At 61.6% G+C, this 22814-nt stretch carries 22 protein-coding genes; 7 read left to right on the top strand and 15 right to left on the bottom strand.

Annotated features, from left to right (window positions below):
* Positions 1-38 precede the first annotated feature (38 nt).
* The gene (flhB, locus tag AC245Y_RS01735; protein WP_012756053.1) at positions 39-1118 is read left to right on the top strand and encodes a flagellar biosynthesis protein FlhB; all 1080 of its coding nucleotides are present in this window, start codon (positions 39-41) and stop codon (positions 1116-1118) included.
* 5 nt (positions 1119-1123) lie between these two features.
* Positions 1124-1567 carry a hypothetical protein gene (locus tag AC245Y_RS01730; RefSeq protein ID WP_012756052.1) on the top strand — a complete coding sequence of 148 codons (444 nt, stop codon included), beginning with the start codon at positions 1124-1126 and terminating at the stop codon, positions 1565-1567.
* A 112-nt stretch (positions 1568-1679) separates the two neighbouring features.
* Here the strand turns inward: AC245Y_RS01730 and visR are convergent, their stop codons facing one another.
* From visR to AC245Y_RS01665, 13 genes are all read right to left on the bottom strand, one after another.
* Entirely contained in the window at positions 1680-2426 is a 747-nt protein-coding gene (gene visR, locus AC245Y_RS01725) for a transcriptional regulator VisR (protein WP_012756051.1), read from the bottom strand.
* Between the two features lie 8 nt (positions 2427-2434).
* Complete coding sequence (visN, locus tag AC245Y_RS01720) at positions 2435-3181, bottom strand: transcriptional regulator VisN (RefSeq protein WP_012756050.1); 747 nt, start codon at positions 3179-3181, stop codon at positions 2435-2437.
* Between the two features lie 445 nt (positions 3182-3626).
* A complete protein-coding gene (gene fliF / locus AC245Y_RS01715; protein ID WP_012756049.1) occupies positions 3627-5318 on the bottom strand; it encodes a flagellar basal-body MS-ring/collar protein FliF in 1692 nt (563 codons plus the stop codon).
* Positions 5319-5527: 209 nt separating this feature from the next.
* Positions 5528-5917 carry a chemotaxis protein CheT gene (cheT, locus tag AC245Y_RS01710; RefSeq protein WP_017992935.1) on the bottom strand — a complete coding sequence of 130 codons (390 nt, stop codon included), beginning with the start codon at positions 5915-5917 and terminating at the stop codon, positions 5528-5530.
* Positions 5918-5933: 16 nt separating this feature from the next.
* Positions 5934-6488: a chemoreceptor glutamine deamidase CheD gene (gene cheD / locus AC245Y_RS01705; protein WP_017992934.1), complete on the bottom strand. Its 555-nt coding sequence runs from the start codon at positions 6486-6488 to the stop codon at positions 5934-5936.
* The gene (locus AC245Y_RS01700; protein ID WP_003556488.1) at positions 6485-6874 is read right to left on the bottom strand and encodes a response regulator; all 390 of its coding nucleotides are present in this window, start codon (positions 6872-6874) and stop codon (positions 6485-6487) included. Before AC245Y_RS01700 ends, cheD begins: the two co-directional genes overlap by 4 nt.
* The gene (gene cheB, locus AC245Y_RS01695; protein ID WP_017992933.1) at positions 6875-7918 is read right to left on the bottom strand and encodes a protein-glutamate O-methylesterase CheB; all 1044 of its coding nucleotides are present in this window, start codon (positions 7916-7918) and stop codon (positions 6875-6877) included. It abuts the gene before it with no gap.
* Positions 7915-8823, bottom strand: coding sequence for a protein-glutamate O-methyltransferase CheR (gene cheR, locus AC245Y_RS01690; protein ID WP_017992932.1), 909 nt, complete (start codon positions 8821-8823; stop codon positions 7915-7917). The genes cheB and cheR overlap by 4 nt, the downstream gene beginning before the upstream one ends.
* Positions 8820-9287 (bottom strand): chemotaxis protein CheW, encoded by a 468-nt coding sequence (locus tag AC245Y_RS01685; protein ID WP_017992931.1) that lies wholly within the window; start codon positions 9285-9287, stop codon positions 8820-8822. Before AC245Y_RS01685 ends, cheR begins: the two co-directional genes overlap by 4 nt.
* Positions 9288-9291: 4 nt before the next feature.
* Positions 9292-11568 (bottom strand): chemotaxis protein CheA, encoded by a 2277-nt coding sequence (locus tag AC245Y_RS01680; protein WP_017992930.1) that lies wholly within the window; start codon positions 11566-11568, stop codon positions 9292-9294.
* A 17-nt stretch (positions 11569-11585) separates the two neighbouring features.
* Positions 11586-11951 (bottom strand): chemotaxis response regulator CheY1, encoded by a 366-nt coding sequence (gene cheY1, locus AC245Y_RS01675; RefSeq protein ID WP_003545492.1) that lies wholly within the window; start codon positions 11949-11951, stop codon positions 11586-11588.
* Entirely contained in the window at positions 11948-12244 is a 297-nt protein-coding gene (locus tag AC245Y_RS01670; protein WP_003545491.1) for an STAS domain-containing protein, read from the bottom strand. The genes cheY1 and AC245Y_RS01670 overlap by 4 nt, the downstream gene beginning before the upstream one ends.
* 63 nt (positions 12245-12307) lie before the next feature.
* A complete protein-coding gene (locus tag AC245Y_RS01665; RefSeq protein ID WP_032996231.1) occupies positions 12308-13942 on the bottom strand; it encodes a globin-coupled sensor protein in 1635 nt (544 codons plus the stop codon).
* 827 nt (positions 13943-14769) lie between these two features.
* On the opposite strand from AC245Y_RS01665, the gene AC245Y_RS01660 reads away from it, so the two are divergent.
* Positions 14770-16191, top strand: a complete 1422-nt coding sequence (locus AC245Y_RS01660; RefSeq protein ID WP_017992928.1) for an ArnT family glycosyltransferase — start codon at positions 14770-14772, stop codon at positions 16189-16191.
* A gap of 81 nt (positions 16192-16272) precedes the next feature.
* Here the strand turns inward: AC245Y_RS01660 and AC245Y_RS01655 are convergent, their stop codons facing one another.
* The gene (locus tag AC245Y_RS01655; RefSeq protein ID WP_012756041.1) at positions 16273-16572 is read right to left on the bottom strand and encodes a helix-turn-helix transcriptional regulator; all 300 of its coding nucleotides are present in this window, start codon (positions 16570-16572) and stop codon (positions 16273-16275) included.
* A gap of 34 nt (positions 16573-16606) precedes the next feature.
* On the opposite strand from AC245Y_RS01655, the gene ybaL reads away from it, so the two are divergent.
* From ybaL to AC245Y_RS01635, 4 genes are all read left to right on the top strand, one after another.
* Positions 16607-18427 carry a YbaL family putative K(+) efflux transporter gene (ybaL, locus tag AC245Y_RS01650; protein ID WP_012756040.1) on the top strand — a complete coding sequence of 607 codons (1821 nt, stop codon included), beginning with the start codon at positions 16607-16609 and terminating at the stop codon, positions 18425-18427.
* Between the two features lie 54 nt (positions 18428-18481).
* Positions 18482-18862, top strand: coding sequence for a hypothetical protein (locus AC245Y_RS01645; protein WP_012756039.1), 381 nt, complete (start codon positions 18482-18484; stop codon positions 18860-18862).
* An 83-nt stretch (positions 18863-18945) separates the two neighbouring features.
* Positions 18946-21492, top strand: coding sequence for a protein translocase subunit SecD (gene secD / locus AC245Y_RS01640; protein WP_012756038.1), 2547 nt, complete (start codon positions 18946-18948; stop codon positions 21490-21492).
* Positions 21493-21650: 158 nt separating this feature from the next.
* Entirely contained in the window at positions 21651-22367 is a 717-nt protein-coding gene (locus AC245Y_RS01635) for a sensor histidine kinase (RefSeq protein WP_012756037.1), read from the top strand.
* 3 nt (positions 22368-22370) lie between these two features.
* Here the strand turns inward: AC245Y_RS01635 and AC245Y_RS01630 are convergent, their stop codons facing one another.
* The gene (locus AC245Y_RS01630) at positions 22371-22808 is read right to left on the bottom strand and encodes a response regulator (RefSeq protein ID WP_003556461.1); all 438 of its coding nucleotides are present in this window, start codon (positions 22806-22808) and stop codon (positions 22371-22373) included.
* Positions 22809-22814 lie beyond the last annotated feature (6 nt).

Genomic DNA, 22814 nt, shown 5'->3' with positions numbered 1-22814 from the left:
CATTAGCTGCGGCCTATTTCTTTGAAGAGGGCCGCGACTTGGCAGACGATGACAAGGACAGCAAAACAGAAGCCCCAACCGCGAAAAAGCAAAGCGATGCCGCGGAAAAGGGCAACGTGCCGTCTTCGCGCGAACTTTCGATCTTTGCGACCATCCTCGCGACCTTCATTTACCTCGTATTCTTCCTTCCCGACAGCGTCGGACGCATGAGTGAAACGCTGCGCGACATCTTCGAACAGCCCGACCAATGGAAGATCGAGACGGGGCCGGATGTGCTGGCACTATTCGTGCGGCTCGGCTGGGCAAGTGCGGCGCTGGTGGCGCCCGCCTTCATCCTGTTCATGGTGTTCGGCGTCGCCTCCTCCGTCTTCCAGAATCTGCCGACACTGGTGCTGGAACGCATCCGCCCGCAGGCCTCGCGTATATCGCCGATCAAAGGCTGGTCACGGCTCTTCAGCGTGCCCGGCCTGGTCGAATTCGGAAAGTCGCTGTTCAAGGTGGTCGTCGTCGGGGTGATCCTGTTCTTTGTGCTCAGGAGCGAATATTTCGGTTCGATCGACGCGATGTTCTCCGATCCGCAGACGATTCTGGTGCGACTGATGGCGGCGATGCGCAAGATCATCATCGTCATGCTGATCGCCACCGCGATCGTGGCAATCGCCGATCTTTTCTGGACGCGCCATCACTGGTTCACCGAGCTGAAGATGACGCGGCACGAGGTGAAGGAAGAAAACAAGCAGGCGCAGGGCGACCCCTTCGTCAAGAGCCGGCAGCGCTCGCTGATGCGCGACCGCGCGCGCCGACGCATGATCGCCGACGTCCACCGCGCGACGCTGGTGATCGCTAACCCGACGCACTATGCGGTGGCGCTGCGTTACGCGCGTGAAGAGAACGATGCGCCGGTGGTGCTGGCCAAGGGTCAGGACCTGATTGCGCTCAAAATCAGGGAGATCGCCGAGAAGAACGGCATACCGGTGTTCGAGGATCCGCCCCTTGCGCGCTCCATGTTTGCGCAAGTCTCGATCGATAGTGTCATCCCGTCAGTCTTCTATAAGGCGGTAGCGGAGCTCATCCACCGGGTCTACGCTGCGGACGCCAAGAACAAACGGGTAAGATAAGCCGAATGAAAAAATGCCCTCACTCTACCCAGCGTGAAAAGATCCTCGCAGACGCGATCAGCCCGGTCGCTACTGAACTGCGCCTTCTGGATGCTTCTGACCTTATTTCACTGCTGCGCTTCGAGTATTACGGCAACCTTTCCGATCTCGTCGCTTCGGCGGCGGAGCTTTTCTTTCATCCGGGCACGGTGAATTTCGGCCTGGGCGGCAATTATACTCTGGAATGGGGCGGCAAGCCCGAAGTCGTTCTCGATCTGGAAATCAAGCCACGCGGCGTCACCGTCTACGCACAGCTCACCCTTGCCGAAGACCACGCCGGCATCGAGATCAATCATATCGCCTTCCAGAACCCCTCGGCGGATCCTGACGAGAACACTATATTCCTCAGAAGAAGCCTTCGGGAATCGCGTTACAGCATCAACCAGCCGCCTCAGACGCTGGCCGGCTGACGTCTTTCAAGACAACCGAGCTTTCGCATTCGCCTTGGACAGCAATTCAAAGCGTTACAGCGTCGCTTGCGCGTCTGAAAAAACGCGCGACGCTGAAAACGACCGCGCGGGTTCAGCTGATATAACCGAGCCGGATCGCCTTGGCGATCGCCTGGATGCGATTGACGGAATCGAGCTTGATGGTCGCCGAGCCGAGATAGGCGTTCACGGTGTGCACGGACAGGCCGAGCTTGTCGGCAATCTCTTCGCTGATGCGGCCGTCGCCGGCCAATTGCAGACAGGCGATCTCGCGTTCGCTGAGCGCCTCGGCAGCCGCCGTGCGGCGCTCGTCGAGCGAGAGCAGATCCATCATGATATGGCAGCATCGACCGTGCAGCTCGACGATGGTATCGCTCGAAGGATCGATCTCATCGCCGGTGAAAAGGATGAAACCGTTGCCGACGGCGCCAAGCCGCACCGGAAAGGCAAGTCCGGAGAAAGGCAGAATACCGTCCTGCAGCCGCGTCATGAACGGCGAGAAGTCCGCCGGACCGGGTGCCGCACGGTCGTAACCGCCTGCCCATGAGAGCGGCAGCAGCGACTTGTCGATATGGTCGAGAAGAATATCGCCGTAGGCATCCGTGAAGGCCTTGCCGAAACCGGCATTGGAAGACCCCCAGTTCTCGAGCTCGCAGACAAGCCGCTGCTTTGCCGGAATGCCCGAGCCGCTGACGCGGAAGATCGCGAAGCCTTGCGCATCGGCGAGCTTCTGCATCGCGATCAGCCGCGGAAAAAGATCGGACCGGCTGGAAATCCTGTTCACACGTACCATTCGCAGCTGCTCGGCGCTGCTCATGGTCCTGCCTGATGGATACCCCATATATCCCCCTATACGAGATTATTGCGGACGGCGAAGGCAATGGCCTCGGACCGGGTCTTGGTCGCCGTCTTGCGCATCACGCTGGTGATGTAGTTGTTGATGGTATTGCGGGATATTCCGAGAATCATCGCGATCTCGTCGCTGGTCTTGCCCTCGGCGATCCAGAACAGGCATTCCAGCTCGCGGTCGGTCAATTCGAAATCGCGATCGACCTTCGTACCGCCGCAGCGAAGGAAGCTCGCTACATAACCTGCAAGCAAGCCTACATCGCGCAGGCGCTCCGGCGAAAGGATGAATCCCTCCCCGAACAGGAACATCAAGGCCAGCCGCGACCGGCCGACATTGAAGGTCACCGAACAATATTGGCGGCTGGCGCCATCCGGGACCTCGGCACTGTCAGGCAGAAGAGCAAAATTCGGCTGGAAGACCTGCATGCATTTTTCCAGCTCGGTCGACCGGGCATAGCCGCGGACCAGATCATTGGCGATGTCCCTGACCAGGTCGAAAGGCCAGTCAGACGAAACGATGAAATCGAGGCCACTTTCCTGGAGGAGATCGCAGCGCGCCAGAAGGTAGTACGAAGCACCCACGTAGTCCGTCAGTGCGCGCAGACCAGACTGCAACCTGCCGGTGCTGGCGACGCCGTGGAGGCGCTGGAGCAGCTCATCACGCGGCAACAGATCCGGCACCGCCGCACTCGCGAAATTCGCCATCTGCCTCTCGCCTTTGCTCGCCTGAATTACATTCATATCCACTGGCAATGTCCTGCGGCTGAGAAACGATCGAACTCGGTGCAACAGCAATTTTTCTGTAAGGGATTCAAGTCAACTTCCGCTCGAATCCCATTTCGAATCACCTAAGGGTAAGCCAGTCGATGCAAATCACCATCTCCGACTTCTAGGGATTTACTTTCGCTGTCGCCAATGCACTGATTCGACCACTCGTTCCAGCCTTCAGATAGAGGGAGGCTAAGGTGATTCTGGCGGTATCGCAACTTGCTTCGCGTTTTACGCGAGTCCATCTCATCAAGTCGCGCTACAGCCGCATTTCAGTTGTCGGGTCTAACGTCTTATTCGAATTCCCGACCCTGATGTCATGCCGGGTCTCTTGCATCTCCAGTCACGGCTTTTCAGCAAACAGCGGTTCGGGAATCAAGCTTCGGTACCGACATGAAAAAAGGCCGGTTGCCCGGCCTTTGTTTTACGCTGCTTCGTCGATCGCCCATTTCCTGAGGATTTTCGCGGCGCGTTCCTCGTTGATCTCGACCATACGGGAAAGCTTGCGTTCCGGGCCTTCCTTGACGCGCCGATTGAAGTTTCCATCGTCGTCGCCGAGGCTGAGCAGGTCCTCGGTACTGTCGAAGCCGAAGTCGGACCCGAAGCCGTCCATGAGAGCGCCTCCGGGTGCTCCCGATGCAGGCGCGAAGTCCGGAAGCTCGAGGCCGGCCGCTTCCGGCGTCGCGTCGCCGAAAGCCGCAGAGCTGCCGTTGCCGCTGACGCTGCGCACCAGTGGCCGCAAGCCCATCCAGACCACCAAGAAGGCGACCGCGACAAAGGCGAGCGAGTTGATGATGCCGGCCAGATTGCGGCTCAGCATATCCATGACGCGGACACCACCGGTGGCGTCTTCGAGCAGCTGATTTTCGAGGAAGTCCATCGCCGTGACGGTGACGACGTCGCCGCGCTTGGCGTCGATGCCGGCCGCCGAGGCGACGATCTTCTGCATTTCGGCGAGATAGGCGTCGACCTTTGTCTGGTCGGCGGGCTCACCGACCATCTTGGCGATGCGGCCCTTGTTGACCACCACGGCGATCGAAAGCTTTTCGACCTTATAGCTGCTGCGGGTCGTCGCCGTCGTCTTGCTGTTGATTTCGTAGTTGGTCTGCTCTTCGCGCTTGTCGGACTTGTCTTGCGATTCGGGCCCGGCGGAGCCGCCGGCCTCGGGAGCCGCCTGCGGAATGTTCTGCTCGACCGTCGTCGCGCTATCGGACTGCTTCTGCTGCGACTGCTGGGCTTCCTTGGTCGAGCGGACCGAACGTTCGACCTTGGATTCGGGATCGTAGGTCGTTTCCTGGATCTGCTGGGCGTCGGTGTTGAGATCGGCGGTGACGCTGGAACGGAAGTTGTCCATGCCGAGGAAGGGTGCCAGCGCCTTGTCGATGTTGGATTCGACTTCCTGCTGAACGTTCTGGACGATGTTGAGCGAGCGGTTCAGCGAGCTGTTGCTCGCCTCGTCGCCGGAAGCGAGGAGCTGGCCGGCGGAATCGAGGATGGTGACGTCATCGACGTCAAGCCCCGGCACGGCCGAGGCGACGAGGTGGCGGATCGAGGTCGCCGCGCTGCGCCCGGTGGTAGCGCTTGCGCGAATCATGACGGATGCGGTCGGTTTCTGCTCCGCCTTCCGGAAGTTTCCAACCTCCGGCATGACGATATGGACGCGCGCGGCTGTTATACCCGAGATCGACTGGATGGTGCGGGCGATTTCGCCTTCCAGCGCTCGAACCCGCGTCACCTCCTGCATGAAGGAGGTCAGGCCGAGGGAGCCGACATTGTCAAAGAGTTCGTAACCGGCATTGGCGCTGTTCGGCAGGCCGCGCTCGGCAAGCATCAGGCGGGCCTTGCCCGTCATCCCAGCGGGAACGCTGATGCTGGTGCCGTCGGTGCCGACCTGGAAATTGATGTTGGCTTCGGCAAGCGCCATGCTGATCTGGTTGAGATCGGGCGAATCCAGACCGACATAGAGTGTTTCCTGTGCCGGCTTGTTGACGAAAAGAGCGGCCGCAAGGACGATTGCAATGGAAACGGCACCGACGCCTCCCAGAATCATCAGGCGTGTTCGGCCAAGGGAACCGAAGTTCTTAAAGATCTGAACTAATTGATTTAACAGATTCATTCTGTTCTCGCACGATTCGTCAAAGACAAAGCAGGCTTATTGCCTCATCAGACGAATAGTCGGCGAAACTTGTGCGAGCGTTTCGTGAGAGCGTGCGGGAGCGAAAAGGCCTAAAGTAATTCCAGCAAAAATGCGCAGCGGTTTTGCGTCCGGGATAGCGCAAGAACAAGGAGAGAGCGTTTCCGTCAGTCGGAGAAAAACGGAGCGTTCTAGAAGAAATCGAAGTCGCCGGCTGCCTTGCTCAATGGCTGGGAATGGCCGTGGCGTGTGGCCCCGCCCAATGCCTTCTGCATCTCTGCCAGTTTGACGAGGCTGAGCGCGGTTGCGACGTCGACTGCCCAGCCGTGCGGGATTTCGCCGGTGATGGTGTCGATGAATTCGGCAAGGCCGCGTGATTTCTGCACGGCCAGATCGATGCCCTGCATGACCTTCATGGCATCCGGCGAGTTCAGGATTTCGGCGCTGCCGAGGTCGAGAAGCTGGGGCTCGATGCGTTCGATGAGGTAGGCGACATCGTGCAGTTCGGACACGATGCGCATCAGGATGTCGCTCAGCGCTTCGACAGGCGCGGGCGGCTCCATCATCTGGGTAAATGTCATATGAAAATCCTCGCCATCAAAAAAATTCGATACTGGTTTCGACGGGTTTCTGCGGAACGGCGGGACGCTGCTCGAGAGCGACGGTTCTCTGCGTTTCGGCGCCGGTCAGAGGGTATTGCCGGGCACGACCGGAGACCGGCCAATATTCAAGCTTGCGTCCATGCTCTCCGCCGGTCGAGGAACCGACCACCGGAATGCCTTCATCCCTCAGGAACTGCACGGCGAAGGCCGCGTTCTGCTCACCGACATTGGAGAATGTCGAGATCGTCTTCGCGCCGCCGAAGATTTTTGCTTCCAGCCGGTCGCGCCGGGCGCCCTGCTTCAAGAGACCGTTGATCAGCAGTTCCATCAGATGCACGCCGTAGCGCGTGGCATCGCCGCCTGATGTCGGCGACGTCGCCGAACCGGGCAGCAGAAAGTGGTTCATGCCGCCGACACCGGCGACAGGATCTCTGAGGCACGCAGCCACGCACGAACCGAGAATGGTCGAGAGGACCGCATTCGGATCGTTCAGAACCTTGTACTCGCCCTGAATGATGTGCACGCGGCGGGCTGCCCCCTCAGTGATCATTTCAGGGCTCCAAACACGGCTTCGATGGCCGCTTTCATCTTCTCGATCGTGAACGGCTTGGCGAGCACGTTGTTGGCGCCGAGCTGGGCCGCCTTCTGCACCAGTGCGCGGTCGCCCTGGGCGGTCAGGATGATGAAGGCCGCCTTCTTGGTGTTCGGGTTGGTGCGCACGGCCTGAAGGAAGCCGATGCCATCCATCTTCGGCATGTTGAAGTCCGAGATCACCAGGTGGTGCGGCTGCTCGGCCATGATCTTCATGCCCTGCTCACCGTCACCGGCCGAGGTGATCTGCTTGAAACCGAGCTGGGTCAGCGCGTCGCTGAGCAGCAACCGGCTCGTTACCTGATCGTCGACGATCAGAACTTTGATTTTCTCCGCGATCGACATTTATTCGGTCCCTTCCTTTCGGGCGGCTGTCATTTGCAATATTTCTTCACCAATGGCAGACAGCGGCAGCTGCTGCTCAACGGCGCCAAGTTCGTGGGCAACCCTTGGCATTCCGTAAACGACACAGGTTTTTTCGTTCTGGCCGAGCGTTCTGGCGCCGGCGTGGCGCATTTTCAACAATCCGGCGGCGCCATCGCGGCCCATTCCGGTCAAAATCACGCCGACGGCATTACGGCCCGCCAGTTCAGCGACCGAATCGAATAGCACGTCCACCGAGGGGCGGTGACCGTTGACCGGTGCCCGGTCAATGAGTCGGCAGCATGGTGCCGAGGCGTTGCTGACCTGGAGGTGACGCTCGCCGCCGGGCGCCAGATAGATCTTGCCGATTTCGAGACGGGCACCGTCGGTCGCTTCCTGCACCACCGGCGCACAGAGGCGGTTCAGCCGTTCGGCGAAGCTCTTGGTGAAGGTCGGCGGCATATGCTGGGTGATGACGGTCGGCGGGCAATTCGCCGGAAACTTTTGCAGCACGGCGATCAGCGCCTCGACGCCGCCGGTGGACGAGCCGATCGCGACGATCTTGCGGCCGACGCGGAAGTCGCCAACCGAGGGCGGTGGCGCGACGGCGGCGACGGGCTGGGAATATTGGCGCTGCGTGCGCGCGGCGGCCTTGACCTTCTCGGCGAGGTCGCCAAACGGCCTGAGTTCGCCCGGCGCCGGCTTGCCGACACAGTCGAACGCGCCGATCTCCAGCGCCGCAAGCGTCGCCTCGGCGCCGCGATGGGTCATTGTGGATACCATGATGACAGGCATCGGCCGCAGCGTCATGATCTTTTCGAGGAAATCGAGACCGTTCATGTTCGGCATCTCGATGTCGAGCGTCAGGACGTCGGGGTTCAGCCGCTTGATTGCCTCCCGCGCTTCCAGCGCGTCGCCGGCCTGGCCGATGACGTTGACCTCGGGGTCGGAACTCAAGACGGCGGTGATCAGCCCCCGCATCGTCGGCGAGTCGTCAACAACGAGAACCCTTGCCGGAGCGCTCATGCCTTCCTCCCGAGACCTTTGGCCGTGTAGCGATAGGTCGTGATGCCGATATTGTCGAAGACGTGTTTTGCCTCACCCGAAACACGCTCGGAATGACCGATATAAAGATGACCGCCCTCCGGCAGCAGGCCGGCGAAACGCTGCCAGATCTTCATCTGCGTCGGCTCGTCGAAATAGATGACGACGTTGCGGCAGAAGATGACGTCGAACTTGCCCTTGAACGGCCATTGCGCCATCAGGTTCAGCTCGTTGTAGGTGATCAGCCGCTTGACGCGGTCGTCGACCTGGAACTTCCGGCGGCCCTGTATCTCGACTTCGCTGAACCATTGTTTGCGCATGGCGGGCGATACGGTTTCGAGCGCGCTCTCGTCATAGGCGCCGGCGCGGGCGATCGCGAGGATCTTCGGGTCGATGTCGGTCGCCAGGATCTTGAAGTCGTAATCGGCGACGTTCGGCATCAGCGACAGCACCGTCAGCGCGATCGAATAGGGTTCTTGCCCGTCGGAAGAGGCGGCCGACCAGATGCGCACCCTGCCGCCCGATCTCGCCCGCTGCAGAAGCTCCGGCAGGACATGGTCGCGCAGGTGATCGAAATGATGGTTTTCGCGGAAGAAGCGAGTAAAATTGGTCGTCAGATGCGAAAGCATCTCGCGGCGCGGCGCAGCACCGGCCGGCGAAGCGACGAGGTCGCAATATTCCCGGAAGCCGGACAGGCCGAGATTGCGGATATGCTTCGACAGGCGCGAATAGACGAGCGACGCCTTCGTTTCGTTGAGGAAGATGCCGGCATCCGAATAGATCATTGCGGCGATTTCAGTGAGGTCGCGGCGCGTCAGCGGATATTCTCCGCTCGCCAGGACCTCGTCGGATCCCTGTCTCTGATCTTTTGCGCCCATTACACTCATGCGGCTTCGCTTTCGGTCTCTGGAAAGAGGGATTCGAGTTCGATCAGGCAGATCATGCGCTTCTCGATGGCGAGAATGCCGCGGGCAAATTGACGCTCGAGCTCGGAGGAGATCTCGGGCGTCGGCTGGATGGTTTCGTCGGTCACCGTCAGGATATCGGAAACGGCGTCGACCAGCAGGCCGACGACCTTACGCCGGGCCTGGGCGACGATGATGACATGACGGGCAGTCGGATCGGCCGGCTTCATGCCGAGCCGGGCCGCAAGATCGATGATCGGCAGCACCGCGCCGCGCAGGTTGATGACACCCAGCATATAGCCAGGCGAATGCGGCATCGCGGTCGCCGGGGTCCAGCCGCGGATTTCGCGAACCGACATGATGTTCACGCAAAATTCCTGATCCCCGATGCGGAACGCGATCAGCTCGCGATCCCCCTCGTTCAGATTTTTTACAGTGTACGACATTCCCTTATCCCACCGCTGCTAACGACATTTCCGCTTTGAGCGACTGGCCGCGCGAGGCGCCGACGACTGCGTCGACATCGAGGATGAGAGCGACGCGCCCGTCACCGAGGATGGTGGCGGCGGCAATGCCCGGCACATGGGTGTAGTTCGCTTCCAGGCTCTTGATGACCACCTGGCGCTGACCCTGGATGGCATCGACCATCAGGGCGCGCTGGCCGCCGCCTTCGGATTCCACCAGAAGCGCCACGCCCTCGACCGGATTGGCCTGGGTGGCGCGGAAGTTCAGGATGCGGCCGACATCGACCAGCGGGCAGAAGCTGTTGCGGATCGAGATCAGCCGGTGGTTGGCACCGAAGGAGTGGATCGCGGCCGCTTCCGGCTGCAGGGTTTCGACGATCGCCGTCAGCGGCACGACCAGCGTCTGGCCGGCGACAGTGACTACCATGCCGTCGAGGACGGCGAGCGTCAGCGGCAGGCTCATGGTGAAGACCGAGCCGTGACCCGGCTTCGAGGTGATGTTGATGCGGCCGCCGAGCGCCTGGATCGAACGTTTGACGACGTCCATGCCAACGCCGCGGCCGGAGATGTCGGAGATCTTGTCGGCCGTCGAGAAGCCCGGCAGGAAGATCAGATTGTCGATTTCCTCGTCCGACAGGTTGGAATCGGCCGGGATGAGGTCGTTGTCGATCGCCTTCTGGCGGACCTTCTCGCGGTTGATACCGGCACCGTCGTCGGCAAGCTCGATCAGGATGCGTCCCGAACGATGCTTGGCGGTCAGGCGGACAGTGCCTTCGGTGTTCTTGCCGGCGGCTGCACGCTTTTCGGGCGTTTCGATGCCGTGGTCGACGGCGTTGCGGATCATGTGGGTCAGCGGTTCGGCCAGCTTGTCGATGACCGTCTTGTCGACTTCGGTGTTTTCACCTTCGGTGATCAGGCGGATCGACTTGCCGGTCATGTCGGCGATTTCGCGGACGATACGCGACATGCGCTGGAAGACCGGCTTCACCGGCTGCGCGCGGATCGCCATGACCGAGTCCTGGATCTCGCGGGTGAGCTGCTGCAGCTCCTCGAGGCCCATATTGATCGAGGAGGTGCCGGTCGTGTCGTTCTCGATGACGCTCTGCGACAGCATCGCCTGGTTGATGACCAATTCGCCGACGAGGTTGATGAGGCGGTCGACACGGTCGAGATCGACGCGGATCGTCTGGCCGGCACCGGCGGCATTGTTCTGAGCGGCAGCACTTGCTGCGGCCGCTGCGGCGGCGGCCGATTCCTTCTTCTCGACGCGGGCGGCGACAATCTGCGTGACGTTGGAGGCAGTCTCGGCTGCGGCAACGGCTGCGGCCGCCTCCTCGGCCCGCGCGTCTGAGGCGGAAACCTCTTCGATTGCGCCGGCTTCGTCCAGGATCGACAGGTCGAAAGGAACCGGCACCATCGGCAGTTCGTCGTTGCTGGTCGCCTCGGCCCTTGCTTCTTCGACCGGCTTTACCGTCAGTTCGCAATCCCACTCGGCGAATTCGAAGACGGTGCGGATGGCGTCCTCGCCCTTGTCCGTCTTGATCGTGACATTCCAGAAGAAATAAGCGCCTTCCGGATCGAGCTCCTCGAGGCCCGGAAGGTCATCCGTATTGCAATAGATCGTCATTTCGCCGAGGCGCGAGAGATCGCGCAGCAGCAGGGTGGCGTCATTGCCCTTGGAATAGAGTTCGTAGCGCGGCTTGAAGATGACTTCATAGGCCGGCATGCCGCCGGCATCGCCCTCGCCGCCAAAATCGTCGAAGGAAAAGGGGACCGGCTGGAAGCCGCTGTCGTCCGTCGGCTTGGGGGTCGGCGCCGGAGCGGCCTTTGCGGCTGCCTTCGGCGCAGGCGCCTCGACTGACGCCGAGGGAGACGGCATTTCACCGTTGGCCAGCGCCTCGAGCTCCCTGACGAGGCCGCGGCTGCGGCTTTCATCGACGCTGCCGCCGTCGCGCGCAACGTTCGTCAGGTCAGCGAGCACGTCGGCCGACTTCAGCATCACCTTCAGGACGTCCTGGTTCGGCTCAAGCTTGTTGGATCGAACGCAATCGAGAGTGGTCTCGAAAACATGGGCGAAGGCTACCAGATCGTCAAGGCCGAAGGCGCCGGCGCCGCCCTTGATCGAATGCACGGCACGGAACACCGCATTGACGGTTTCCGGATCGCGATCGCCATCATTCATTTTCAGAAGACCGGATTCCAATTCTGCGAGCTGTTCCTCGCACTCCTGGAAAAAGATCTCTTTGATTTCGTTCATATCCATAGGAGCAAATCCTGGGTTTAAGCGGTTACACGCTCAATGGCATCGATCAGCTTGGCCGGGTCGAAAGGCTTGACTATCCAGCCCGTGGCACCGGCCTGGCGGGCACGGTTCTTCTTTTCCGCGTCGCTTTCCGTGGTCAGGACCAGGATCGGGATCGCCCGATATTTCTCGTTGCGGCGGACACCTTCGATGAAGCCGAAACCGTCGAGGCGCGGCATGTTGATGTCGGTCACGATGACGTCGGGATTGGACTCTTCGAGAACCTCAAGGCCCTCGATGCCGTCTTCCGCCTGGATCGTCTCGAAGCCAGCATTGTTCAGTGTCACGAGAAGCATGTTTCGGATGGTGCGGGAATCATCCACGGTCAGCACTTTTTTCTTCATTGCCGAATCTCCTTGGCAAGCAGGTGGTCAATATTGACGCCAACCAGCTGCATGGTTTTCTGAAATGCGTCGGACACCTTGGAGAAGGTGAACGGCTGCTTGTCCTGCTCCCAGGTCTTCTCGGCGGACATCAGAACCTGGGCGCAAAGCGCACCGATCCGTTCGACGCCGGAAGCGTCTATCGAAAGACCGCTACCCCGGAGGGAGAGGAGTTTATCGCGCAAGGCGGAAGCCTCGTTGAGGTCGAGCACCGCTGTCAAATCCAGCGTTTTGCCACTCTTCTTTGCTGCCATCAGCTTTTCCTTGTCCCCTTGTCCCCGGCCCGAAAAGACGAGCTGCGGCAATCATCCGATAGGTTAGTAAACATTCCGCCCACCTCCGACGCTTGCGAACGCTTGCGGAAGGCCAAAATCGTCATTTTCGTATTCGTCCACGACCGGTGCCGGGCGGGTAGCGCCCTCAAGGGCCCGCGGCGGTGTCACGCGCACCGGCGCAGGGCGCCCGGCAGTGGCGTTTTCCCGGGCGATGCGGAATTCGCGAATCGTCTGGCCGAGCTCGAGAATGACGCTGTGGAGGTGGTCGGCGCCTTCGGCCGAGCGCTCCGCAAGGCCGGCGCTATCGGCCACCTCGCCACCCAGGCCCTTGACGTCTGATGTCACGCTGTCGAGGCTTGCGGCATGTTCGCCGGTTCGGGTGGCGATGCCTGATATGGCGGCGTTGATGTCGGTGACCTGGCGCACGATGCTGCCGATCGAATCCTGTGTGCGGCCGACCATCTGCACGCCAGCGTCGACCTGCGCCTTGGTCGTCGTCACCAGCGTCTTGATCTCGCGGGCGGCTTCGGCCGAACGCTGGGCAAGGGCGCGGACTTCCTGGGCGACGACGGCAAAACCGCGGCCGGAATCGCCGGCGCGCGCGGCTTCGATGCCGGCATTCAGCGCCAGAAGATTGGTCTGGAAGGCGATCTCGTCGATCGCCCCGATGATCTGGCCGATCTTTTCGGCCGACTGCTCGATATCGGCCATGGCGCTGATCGCGCGGCCGACGACTTCACCGCTTTCCTCGGCGGCAGCGCGCGTCGTGGCGGCCGCCTGTTCGGCAGCGCGGCTGTCAGCAGCACCATCGCGCACACTGCCGGCGATGCCGGCAAGGGCAGCGGCGGAAAGCTGCAGCCGATCGGCCTGGCCGGACGCCGTGCCGGCGAACTGCCGCGACAGACCGGCAAGCGAACCTGTCGCCGCTTCGGCCTTGACCGTGCGCTCGGTAATAGCGGTGAATTCGGCCTGGAGGCCGTCCAGCGCGCCATTCAGCGCCGCGGCGATCCCGCCATAGGCGCCGTCGCCGTCGACAGGCGCGCGGCGCGTCAGGTCGCGTGCGGACAGGCCTTCGATGACATCGCCGAAGATCCTGATGATCTCGGCCTCGTTGGCGGCGCGCTGATCGGCGAGCGCGCGCTGCTCCCCGGCGCGCAGCGCATTGAAGCGGAGCGAGACGGCAATTTCCACATCGACCATGACGATGCGGATGATCGCCGTCATCAGGTCGGAGATTTCGCGGGTGCGGCGCTTGGCCGACGGCAGCAGCGGACGGCCGGCAATCTGCTCGGCGAGGCCGGAAACGACATGCTCCAGCATGACGCCATGGCCGGCCACGTGCCAGCGCGGGTCAAGACCCATCTTGCTTTCGGTATCGGAGAGAACCTTGACTCGCTCGGCATAGAGGCTGTCGAACCGCGCATCCGTCAGCACGTCCCAATGCGAGGACTGCAGATCGTGCAGACGCTCGACCTGGCGTTCGCTCTCGAAATTGCGCGAGGCGTCGGGGAATGACTGGAATCGGTGGAAGAGATCCCTGAGGCCCGCCTTCAGATGCGCTTCGAGCGCCGGTCGGTTACGGCGCACCAGCTCGCACTGGTCGGTATCGAGACCGGCAAAGCGCAGGCGGTCGCGCAAGCTGCCTGCCTGCGCTCCACGAGCCTGATCTGATGGCATGTCCTGCCTCAACGCCTGTCCCCAACCACTTCCGGGCGAAGGCCCGGCCAAAAACTTGTGCAGCATCCGATGAACGCGAAGCGTGGAGACGGTCCTCACCACCGGTTACAACCGGCGGATCGAAACCCTCTGATCAGCTATGTTTCGGAGCTGTCTGAAGAGATGGATACCGGATCAACCCGGTACGGCGGGACGGCGTCATGCCTGGTGGGAACGAGTGCATCTTCCCATTCCGACGTGTACATCAATGTTTATGGTTAATTCCTTGCTTGAAGGTTAATAAGCCTTTCGAAGGACAGGCTTTTGAAGCAATTCAAGGGAGTTCGCAGCAAATACTGTTGCGGAGTTGCATGGCTGCTACAAGGCACACGCAAGCTCCGTGTTATATGCCGGTCGATAACCAAGACATGACGTCGACAAGGACAGAGCAATGATTGTTCTCGGATTGGGTGCCTGCTTGATTGCAATGACGCTGCTTGCAGCCGTCGCTCGCCTCGATTCCATCGCCGCAAACCGCGACATCCGCGCCCTTCGGGTGTTCTAAGCGCGTCGCAATCTTTCAGATACCTCCTTGCGCTTTAGCTCTTTGTTTTGCGCATGTCGTTGTCGCAAAACCGCTGCACAGTCTTGCGCGACATGCTTTAGAGCGCCGTGCGTCCTTTCGGACGCACAAAGGACGCTCTAACACTTTGAATCTACGCATCGTGCTTTCCGAAAATCGGAATCGATTTTCGGGCCGATGCGCTAGACCCACCCTTCCCCGTTGGCAGTCCGGCACCTTTGGTGTATCGCACTCGCGCCTTTCATGTCAGCGGAACTATCGGTTCATGTCCCCCAGATCTGGTCTCCTCATCGTTCTTGGCTTCACGCTCTGGCGCGTCGTCATGCTCAATTTCGATACGACGGACCTTTTCGTCGACGAGGCGCAGTACTGGTTCTGGTCGCAAAACCTCGACCTCGGCTATTATTCCAAGCCGCCGATGATTGCGTGGGTGATCCGGGCGATGACCGAGCTTTCCGGCTCCAACGCCATCTATTGGATCAGGCTGCTCGGACCGCTGATCCACATGTCGGCGGCACTGGTGCTGATGAAGACGGCAAAACGTTTCGTCGGGCCGGAGATCCAAGGCTGGACGGGCGCCACCTATATCACCCTCCCGGGCGTCGCGCTGTCTTCGGTGTTCTTCTCGACCGACGTGATCCTGCTGTTCTTCATCGCGATCGCGCTGCTTGCCTATTTCGGCTTGACCCAGCGGCGCTCGGTCGGGCTGGCGCTCGTCATGGGCCTAGGCGTCGGCCTCGCCTTCCTGACGAAATATGCCGTGCTGTTCGTCGTTCCGGGCGGAGCGCTTGCCCTCCTCCTCATTCCGGCGGCGCGCATCGCCATCCGGGATTTCATCATCGCGGTCGCGGTCGCGGCGGTCGTCGCCTTGCCGAACCTCTGGTGGAACCTGCAGCACGACAACACGACGGTGCGGCATACGCAGGATATCGCCCATTGGAGCGAACTCGGCATCAATCTCCGTCGCGGGCTTGAATTCTTCGCCGCCCAGTTCGGCGTGGTCGGGCCGATCATCTTCTTCGCGATGCTCTGGGCGGTCTACCGCATGATCAAGGGCAGGAGTGACGATCGGGAAAAGATGCTGGTCTGGCTGTCGATGCCGGTCGTCGTGCTCATCACGCTGCAGGCGACGGTCGCCAAGGCCTATGCCAACTGGGCGGTGACTGCCTATGTCGCCGGCACCATCCTTGCCGTCTGGCTGCTTTACCTGAAGTGGCCGAAGGGGCTCAGGCTGTCGCTGACCATCAACGGCATCGCCAGCCTGCTCTTTCCGCTGGCGACGATCTTTCCGCATCAGTTGCTGCTGCCGAACGGCGACGCGCTGATGAAGCGCTATCTCGGCCGCGCCGAGGTCAGCCGCGAGACCGCCGCACTCGCAGCTCAGGCCGGCACCGACATCATCGTCACCGACAATCGCGATATGGTCGCCGATCTTTTCTACACGCTGCGCGATGCATCCTACAGGATCTATGCGCGGGCGCCGGCGGGCCTTCCGGAGAGCTATTACGAGCAGGAATTCGCTCTGCCCGCCGACATCACCGGCAAGGTGCTTTTCCTGACGGACGGGGCCTTCACCTGCGCCACCGAGACGCCCGAGGTGCTGAAGAACTGGCAGCCGACGGAGGGCAACTACAAGGGTAAGACACTTTCCATCTACAAGGTCTCTGCCGCCTGCCTGGCACCCTGAGCGTGTTCAGTCTGCCCGATGACAGCACCAAGCCTCTTTTCAGAGGCGCAACGCAGTAACACTTTGAATTGCTGCATCATTTTATGCAGTCGGCAGGTAAACGCCGGTGCCTGCCCCTTGGATCTCCACGAATTTGACGCCGCCTTCCTCGAAGGCGAGGCGCAGTTGCGCTTCCGTCGCGCGGTGGATGTCGTGGTGCCGGCCCTCATAGTCGCGGATGGTGCTGCGCGAGACGGCAGCCCTGTCGGCAAGATCGGTTTGAGTCCAGTCGAGCAGGCCGCGCGCCGCGCGGCAGAGAGCGGGAGTGAGAATTGTTTCTCTTGCGCCTTGACCCATGATTTCGAGTTGCCCATATTGGTCGATATAGACCATATATGTCATATTACAATCGGGATTTCCAGATCGGGAGACAACAATGCCACACGATACGCCCTTGATTTCGACAATCGTCGGCGGCCTCGTGCTGGCTTTCATCTTCGGCGCCTTCGCCCATCGGCTGCGGATGCCGCCGCTCGTCGGTTATCTGATCGCCGGCGTGCTCGTCGGGCCACATACGCCAGGTTATGTGGCAGATCAGAACCTTGCGCCGGAGCTGGCCGAAATCGGCGTCATCCTGCTGATGTTCGGCGTCGGGCTGCATTTTTCCCTGAAAGACCTGCTGTCGGTGCGCGGCATCGCCGTGCCCGGCGCGATCGTGCAGATCGCTTTTGCGACATTGCTCGGCTGGGGGCTCGGCGCCTTCATGGGCTGGCCGACCGGCGGCAGCCTGGTTTTCGGCCTGGCGCTTTCGGTCGCCTCCACCGTCGTGCTCTTGAAGGCGCTGCAGGAGCGGCGCCTGGTCGAGACCGAGCGCGGCAGGATCGCCGTCGGCTGGCTGATCGTCGAGGATCTCGCCATGGTGCTGGCGCTGGTGCTGATCCCGGCCGCAGCCAGCATCGGCGGTGAGGGGCACGCTCCCGTCGAGCCGCTCTCAGCCGCGCTCAGCCGCCTGTTCGGCCTCGATCTCGGCATCGGCGGCATGATCGCCATGACGCTGGTGAAGGTGGCGCTGTTCGTGGCGCTGATGCTGGTCTTCGGCCGCAAGCTCATTCCCTGGACGATGCATCGCATCGCCCATACCGGTTCGCGCGAGCTTTTCCGGCTCGGCGTGCTGGCGATCGCGCTCGGTGTCGCTTTCGGAGCGGCGAAGCTCTTCGGCGTGTCGCTGGCGCTCGGCGCCTTCTTTGCCGGCATGGTGCTTGCCGAAAGCGAGCTCAGCCATCGCGCCGCACAGGAAAGCCTGCCGCTGCGCGACGCCTTCGCCGTGCTGTTCTTCGTCTCGGTCGGCATGCTGTTCGATCCGAACATCCTGATCGACAAGCCGCTGCCGATCCTCGCCACCATCTTCATCATCGTCATCGGCAAGTCCGTCGCCGCGCTCCTGATCGTGCTCGCCTTCAAGAAGCCGCTCAGTACGGCGCTGACGATTTCGGCCAGCCTCGGCCAGATCGGCGAATTCTCCTTCATCCTCGCCGCCCTCGGCGTCGAACTGGGGCTGCTGCCGGAGGAAGGCCGCGATCTGATCCTTGCCGGCGCCATCATCTCGATCATCCTCAATCCGCTACTGTTCTTCCTCTGCGACCGCATGCGGCCGCTGCTGGATGGTGCAAAGCGCGAAGACGTCGCGGCAGACCCTGCTCCCGCTGCAGATGCAATAGCAGCGCCGGAGGAGATACCGCCCGAAGATGACGAGGTGCACCCGACCGCTCTCCGCGGCCACGCCATTCTCGTCGGCTACGGGCGGGTTGGCAGCATCGTCGGACAGAATCTCAAGTCGTCAGCCACACCTTTTCTGGTCATCGAGGACTCTGACAAGCGCATCGGCGAGCTGAAGGCGCAGGGCATCGAAACTCTGGCGGGCAATGCGGTGATGCGGGAAACGCTCGACCTAGCCAATCTTTCCGGCGCCCGCAGCATTGCGATCGCCATCCCCAACGCCTTCGAGGCCTGCCGCATCGCCGAGCAGGCACGCAGCGTCAACCCATCGATCCTCATCGTCGCCCGAGCCCATTCCGACGCCGAAGTCGATGAGCTGAAGCAATATGGCGCCGACACCGTCATCATGGGCGAGCGTGAAATTGCGCTTGGCATGGTTGACCGGCTCGCCCAAGTGCATCATGAGAGTGTGCCCTATGAAGACAGCCATGGGCCTGATACAATTGCCCCGACGGATGACCCTCCGCCGGAAAGAGAATGAGAGATTGGCGCGCTTTTGAGCCGATACGGGAGTGACATCGCCGGGACGGAGAAGATGGAGCTGGAACAGCACCGTCTGACGAGCCGTATCGCCGCTTCCGTCCTCGTCGCCGTCCTTGCCTATCTTGGCCTGCTTTTCGGCGGCAATCTGGTGATCTCGCCGGCGGCGGCCGCCAATACGCTTTCCTCTTCCGGTCGAGATCCTCAGCCGCCGCAGCTGACTGCGCGCGATACCGTGCGTGGGCTGCTTGCCACGGAGCGCAAGCTTGTGCCGAAGCAGACGGCACATGACGGCGGATCGCCTGCCCTTGCCGCCGCTCCGACCCTTAACTTCGCCGGCTGGAATATATCAGCGGCTTTTCCGGCATTTGAAGCTTCGCTTCACGCCGCAGTCTCCAGGACCCATCAGCCGCGCGCACCGCCGGTCGCTGCCTGACGCTCGCGCCGATCGGCGCTTCCGACCATTGACGACATGCCGCCAGCGCCCGAGCGCCGGCCCTCGATATCAAGGAATACAACATGCGTACTTCACGATGGCTGGTGATCACCTATTCGGTGATCATCCTACTCGGCCTATTGATCGCCCTGCCGAACGTCCTGCCGCAATCCGTCCTCCAGCGCGTGCCGGCCTGGCTGCCGCATGAGCAGGTGTCGCTCGGCCTCGACCTTCGCGGCGGTTCGCACCTCGTTCTGGAAGTCGACGAAGCCGACCTGACCAAGGAGCGGCTGCAATCGCTGCTTCAGGACGCGCGCCGTGTGCTGCGCGAAAAGGGCATTCAGCCGAAGGCCGTGGTCCGCAGCCAGAACCAGATCGTCGTGACGCTTGCCGATGCCGCGCAGAGCGATGCTGCCGTCACCGAACTCAAGACGCTTGCCAACCCGATCAGCACCGGCCTCAGCGCCGGCCAGGCCGATCTGGCCGTCACTGCGAACGGCGCCACCATCACCGTCGGCTTCTCGCCGGCCGGCATCTCCGCCAATGTCGACAATGCCGTCCAGCAGAGCCTCGAAGTCATCCGCCAGCGCGTCGACCAGGTCGGCGTCTCCGAGCCGACCATCCAGCGCATCGGCGCCAACCGCGTGCTCGTCCAGCTTCCGGGCGCGCAGGATCCGTCACGCCTGCGCGAACTTCTCGGCTCCACCGCCAAAATGTCGTTCCACATGCTGTCGCCGAACAATGCGCCCGGACCCGGCGTGACCATGCTGAAGGACGACGAAGGCCGGTCCTTTCCGGTCCTCGACCGCGTCGAAATCTCCGGCGACCGCCTTTCGGATGCCCGCGTCAGCTTCGACCCGAACACGCATGAGCCGATCGTCAGCTTCAGATTCGACAGCGCCGGCGCCAGCCGCTTTGCCGAGATCACCCGCCAGAACGTCGGCAATCCCTTCGCCATCGTCCTCGACGACAAGGTGCTGAGCGCGCCTGTTATCCGCGAGCCGATTACCGGCGGTTCCGGTCAAATCTCCGGCAGTTTCTCGGCCGATAGCGCCACGACGCTGGCCGCCATGCTGCGCGCTGGCGCCCTGCCCGCCAAGCTGACGGTCATCGAAGAGCGCACCGTCGGCGCCGACCTCGGAGCCGACGCCATCAAGATGGGCATTTATTCCGGCATCGTCGGCTTTGTGCTCGTCGCCGTCTTCATCTTCGTACTCTATGGCACCTGGGGCTTCCTGGCGAATATCGCGCTGTTGATCCACACGATCCTGACCTTCTCGGCGCTAACGCTGGTTGGTGCGACGCTGACGCTGCCGGGCATTGCCGGTGTCGTTCTCGGCATCGGCCTTGCGGTCGACGCCAACGTTCTCATCAACGAGCGCATCCGCGAAGAAACGCGCAAGGGCAAGAGCGCCTTCGCCGCCATCGATACCGGTTTCCGCCGTGCCTATTCGACCATTATCGACGGCAACATGACGGCCCTGATCGCTGCGGCCATCCTGTTCTTTTTCGGCTCCGGACCGGTTCGCGGCTTTGCCGTGACCATGGCGCTCGGCCTGATCATTTCGATGTTCACATCGGTCGCCTTCGTGCGTGTGGCGATGATCGAGATCACCCGCCGCAGCAAGCTCAAGGTGCTGAACATCCGGCCGCTGATCCCGTTCAGCCCCTATGACAAGCACATCCAGTTCATGAAGGCGCGCTTCTTCGGCATCACCGTTTCAGCGCTGCTTTCGATCGCCTCCATCGTGCTCTTCATTCATCCGGGCCTCAACTACGGCGTCGATTTCCGCGGCGGCATCCAGATGGCCGTCAAGACCACCGGCCCGGCCGACCTCGGGACGTTCCGTGAAGGCCTGAACACGCTTGGTCTCGGCGAAATCTCGCTGCAGTCCTTCGGCGACAAGAACAGCATTCTCGTTCGCGCTCAACGGCAGGAAGGCGGCGAAGAGGCACAGACGGCAGCGGTGACCAAGCTGAAGGCAGAAGTCACCAAGATCGATCCAACCGCCACCATCGAAGGCACCGACGTCATCGGCCCGAAGGTCAGCGGCGAGCTTGCCTGGGCCGGTATCCTGTCGGTGGTGATCGCGAGCTTCGCGATGCTCATCTACATCTGGGTGCGGTTCGAATGGCCGTTTGCCGTCGGCGCCATCGTCACGTTGGTGCTCGACGTCACAAAGGCGATCGGCTTCTTCGCGATCACCGGTCTCGACTTCAATCTGACGGCCATCGCCGCCATTCTGACGCTTGTAGGTTATTCGGTGAACGACAAGGTCGTCGTCTATGACCGCATGCGCGAAAACATGCGGCTCTACAAGTCGATGCCGCTGCGCGAGATTATCGACAAGTCGATCAACGAGACCCTGGCGCGAAGCCTTTACACCAATGCGACGGCCTTCCTCGCGCTGGTGCCGATGGCGATCTGGGGCGGTAGTGCTGTGTCGAGCTTCGCGATCCCGATGGTCTTCGGCATTCTCGTGGCCGGCGCCTCTTCGATCTTCATCGCGGCACCGATCCTGCTCTTCCTTGGCGACTGGCGCCGCCGCCATGCCAAGGCATCGGCAACCGATGCGGCAGTCGAGATCATTCCGCCGGAACAGGGTCGTCCGCGCAAGTCCGCGAGCTAAAATCCCGTTGACGCATCCTTGATAGGGCGCCGGTTGCACAGCCGGCGCCCTCTTTCTATTGTCGGCTACTGCATTATGTGCCAATTCAAGGTGTTACAGCGTCCTTCGTACGTCTGAAAGGACGCGCGCGCTGTAATTGAGATCGGGGAAGCCGCCAGATGTCATCCAACCCGACAAGACCGCCGGAAACCACCGTTGCCGGAGACAGCGAGGAGCGCATCAAGCGTTTTCTCGCGACTGCCTCGCACGACCTGCAATCACCGCTCCGCCATATCGCCATGTATGCCGAGCTGCTGCTCGACGATCTCGAGGAGACGCTCGACGGCGAACAGCTTCAGAGCCTCCGGATGATCATGGAAAAGGCGCAGACGGCGCAGCGCCTCACCAAGGCATTGATGAGCCTTGCCGCTGGCACACCTCAGGTGACGCCTGAAGAGGTCGATCTGCAGGCGCTCGCCGAAAATGTCTGGGGCGAACTGACCGACGAGACGGCGGTCGGCGCAGCGACGCTTGAAAGCGACGGCCTGCCCTCGATCCGTACCGACCCTGCCCTCCTCGGTCTGGTGCTGCGGCACCTTTTGACCAATGCCCTCACCTACCGCGGGGAAGCGCCGCCGCATGTGGCCATTGCCGCGGAGCGCGAGCGGACGGACTGGTTCATCCGGATTTCCGACAATGGGACAGGCATCGATCCGGCTTATCGAGAGCGGATATTCGAGCCGTTCTGGAAATTGCCGAAGGCGGGAGCGGTCCCGGGCGCCGGTCTCGGATTGACCACGGCGCGTGAGTTTCTGGCGGCGCTTGGCGGCGATATCAGCCTCGAACGTTCGGATGAAAGCGGCAGTCGCTTCATCATCCGCCTTCCCATCGCTTGATGGTTAGATACTATAATCGTCCTTCCAGAAATCCGGGACGTCATAGGTCACATATTCGCGGATGATGTGCTGTAGCGTCTGGGCATCGATTTCGTCCTTGCCGATGCGGAAATCGACGCCGTAATCCGGGAATTCCTGGAAATAGCCGCCCGATATATCGGTCGAGACGACGCCGATCGGGCCGGTGTAGCCGATGCCGCGCAGCTCCGGCACCGTCTCGCGGAAATCGGCATTGGGCAGAAGGCGATTGTCGAGCAGGATGAGATCGAAGCGCGCCAAGCGGATCTTTTCCAGCGCGTCACCGATCGATGGCGAATATTCAACCTCGACTGCCGGCTCGGAGAGATCGGCGATCTTCTTCTTGAGCGCGCGGAATTCGATAAATTCGTCGTCGACAAAGAGAACCTTTACGGCGTTCCTCCGGCCCGTTTCGGTGATCATCGTCTC

This window comes from Rhizobium sp. SRDI943, from assembly GCF_057653695.1.
This window is presented reverse-complemented; position numbering and strand designations above follow the sequence as displayed.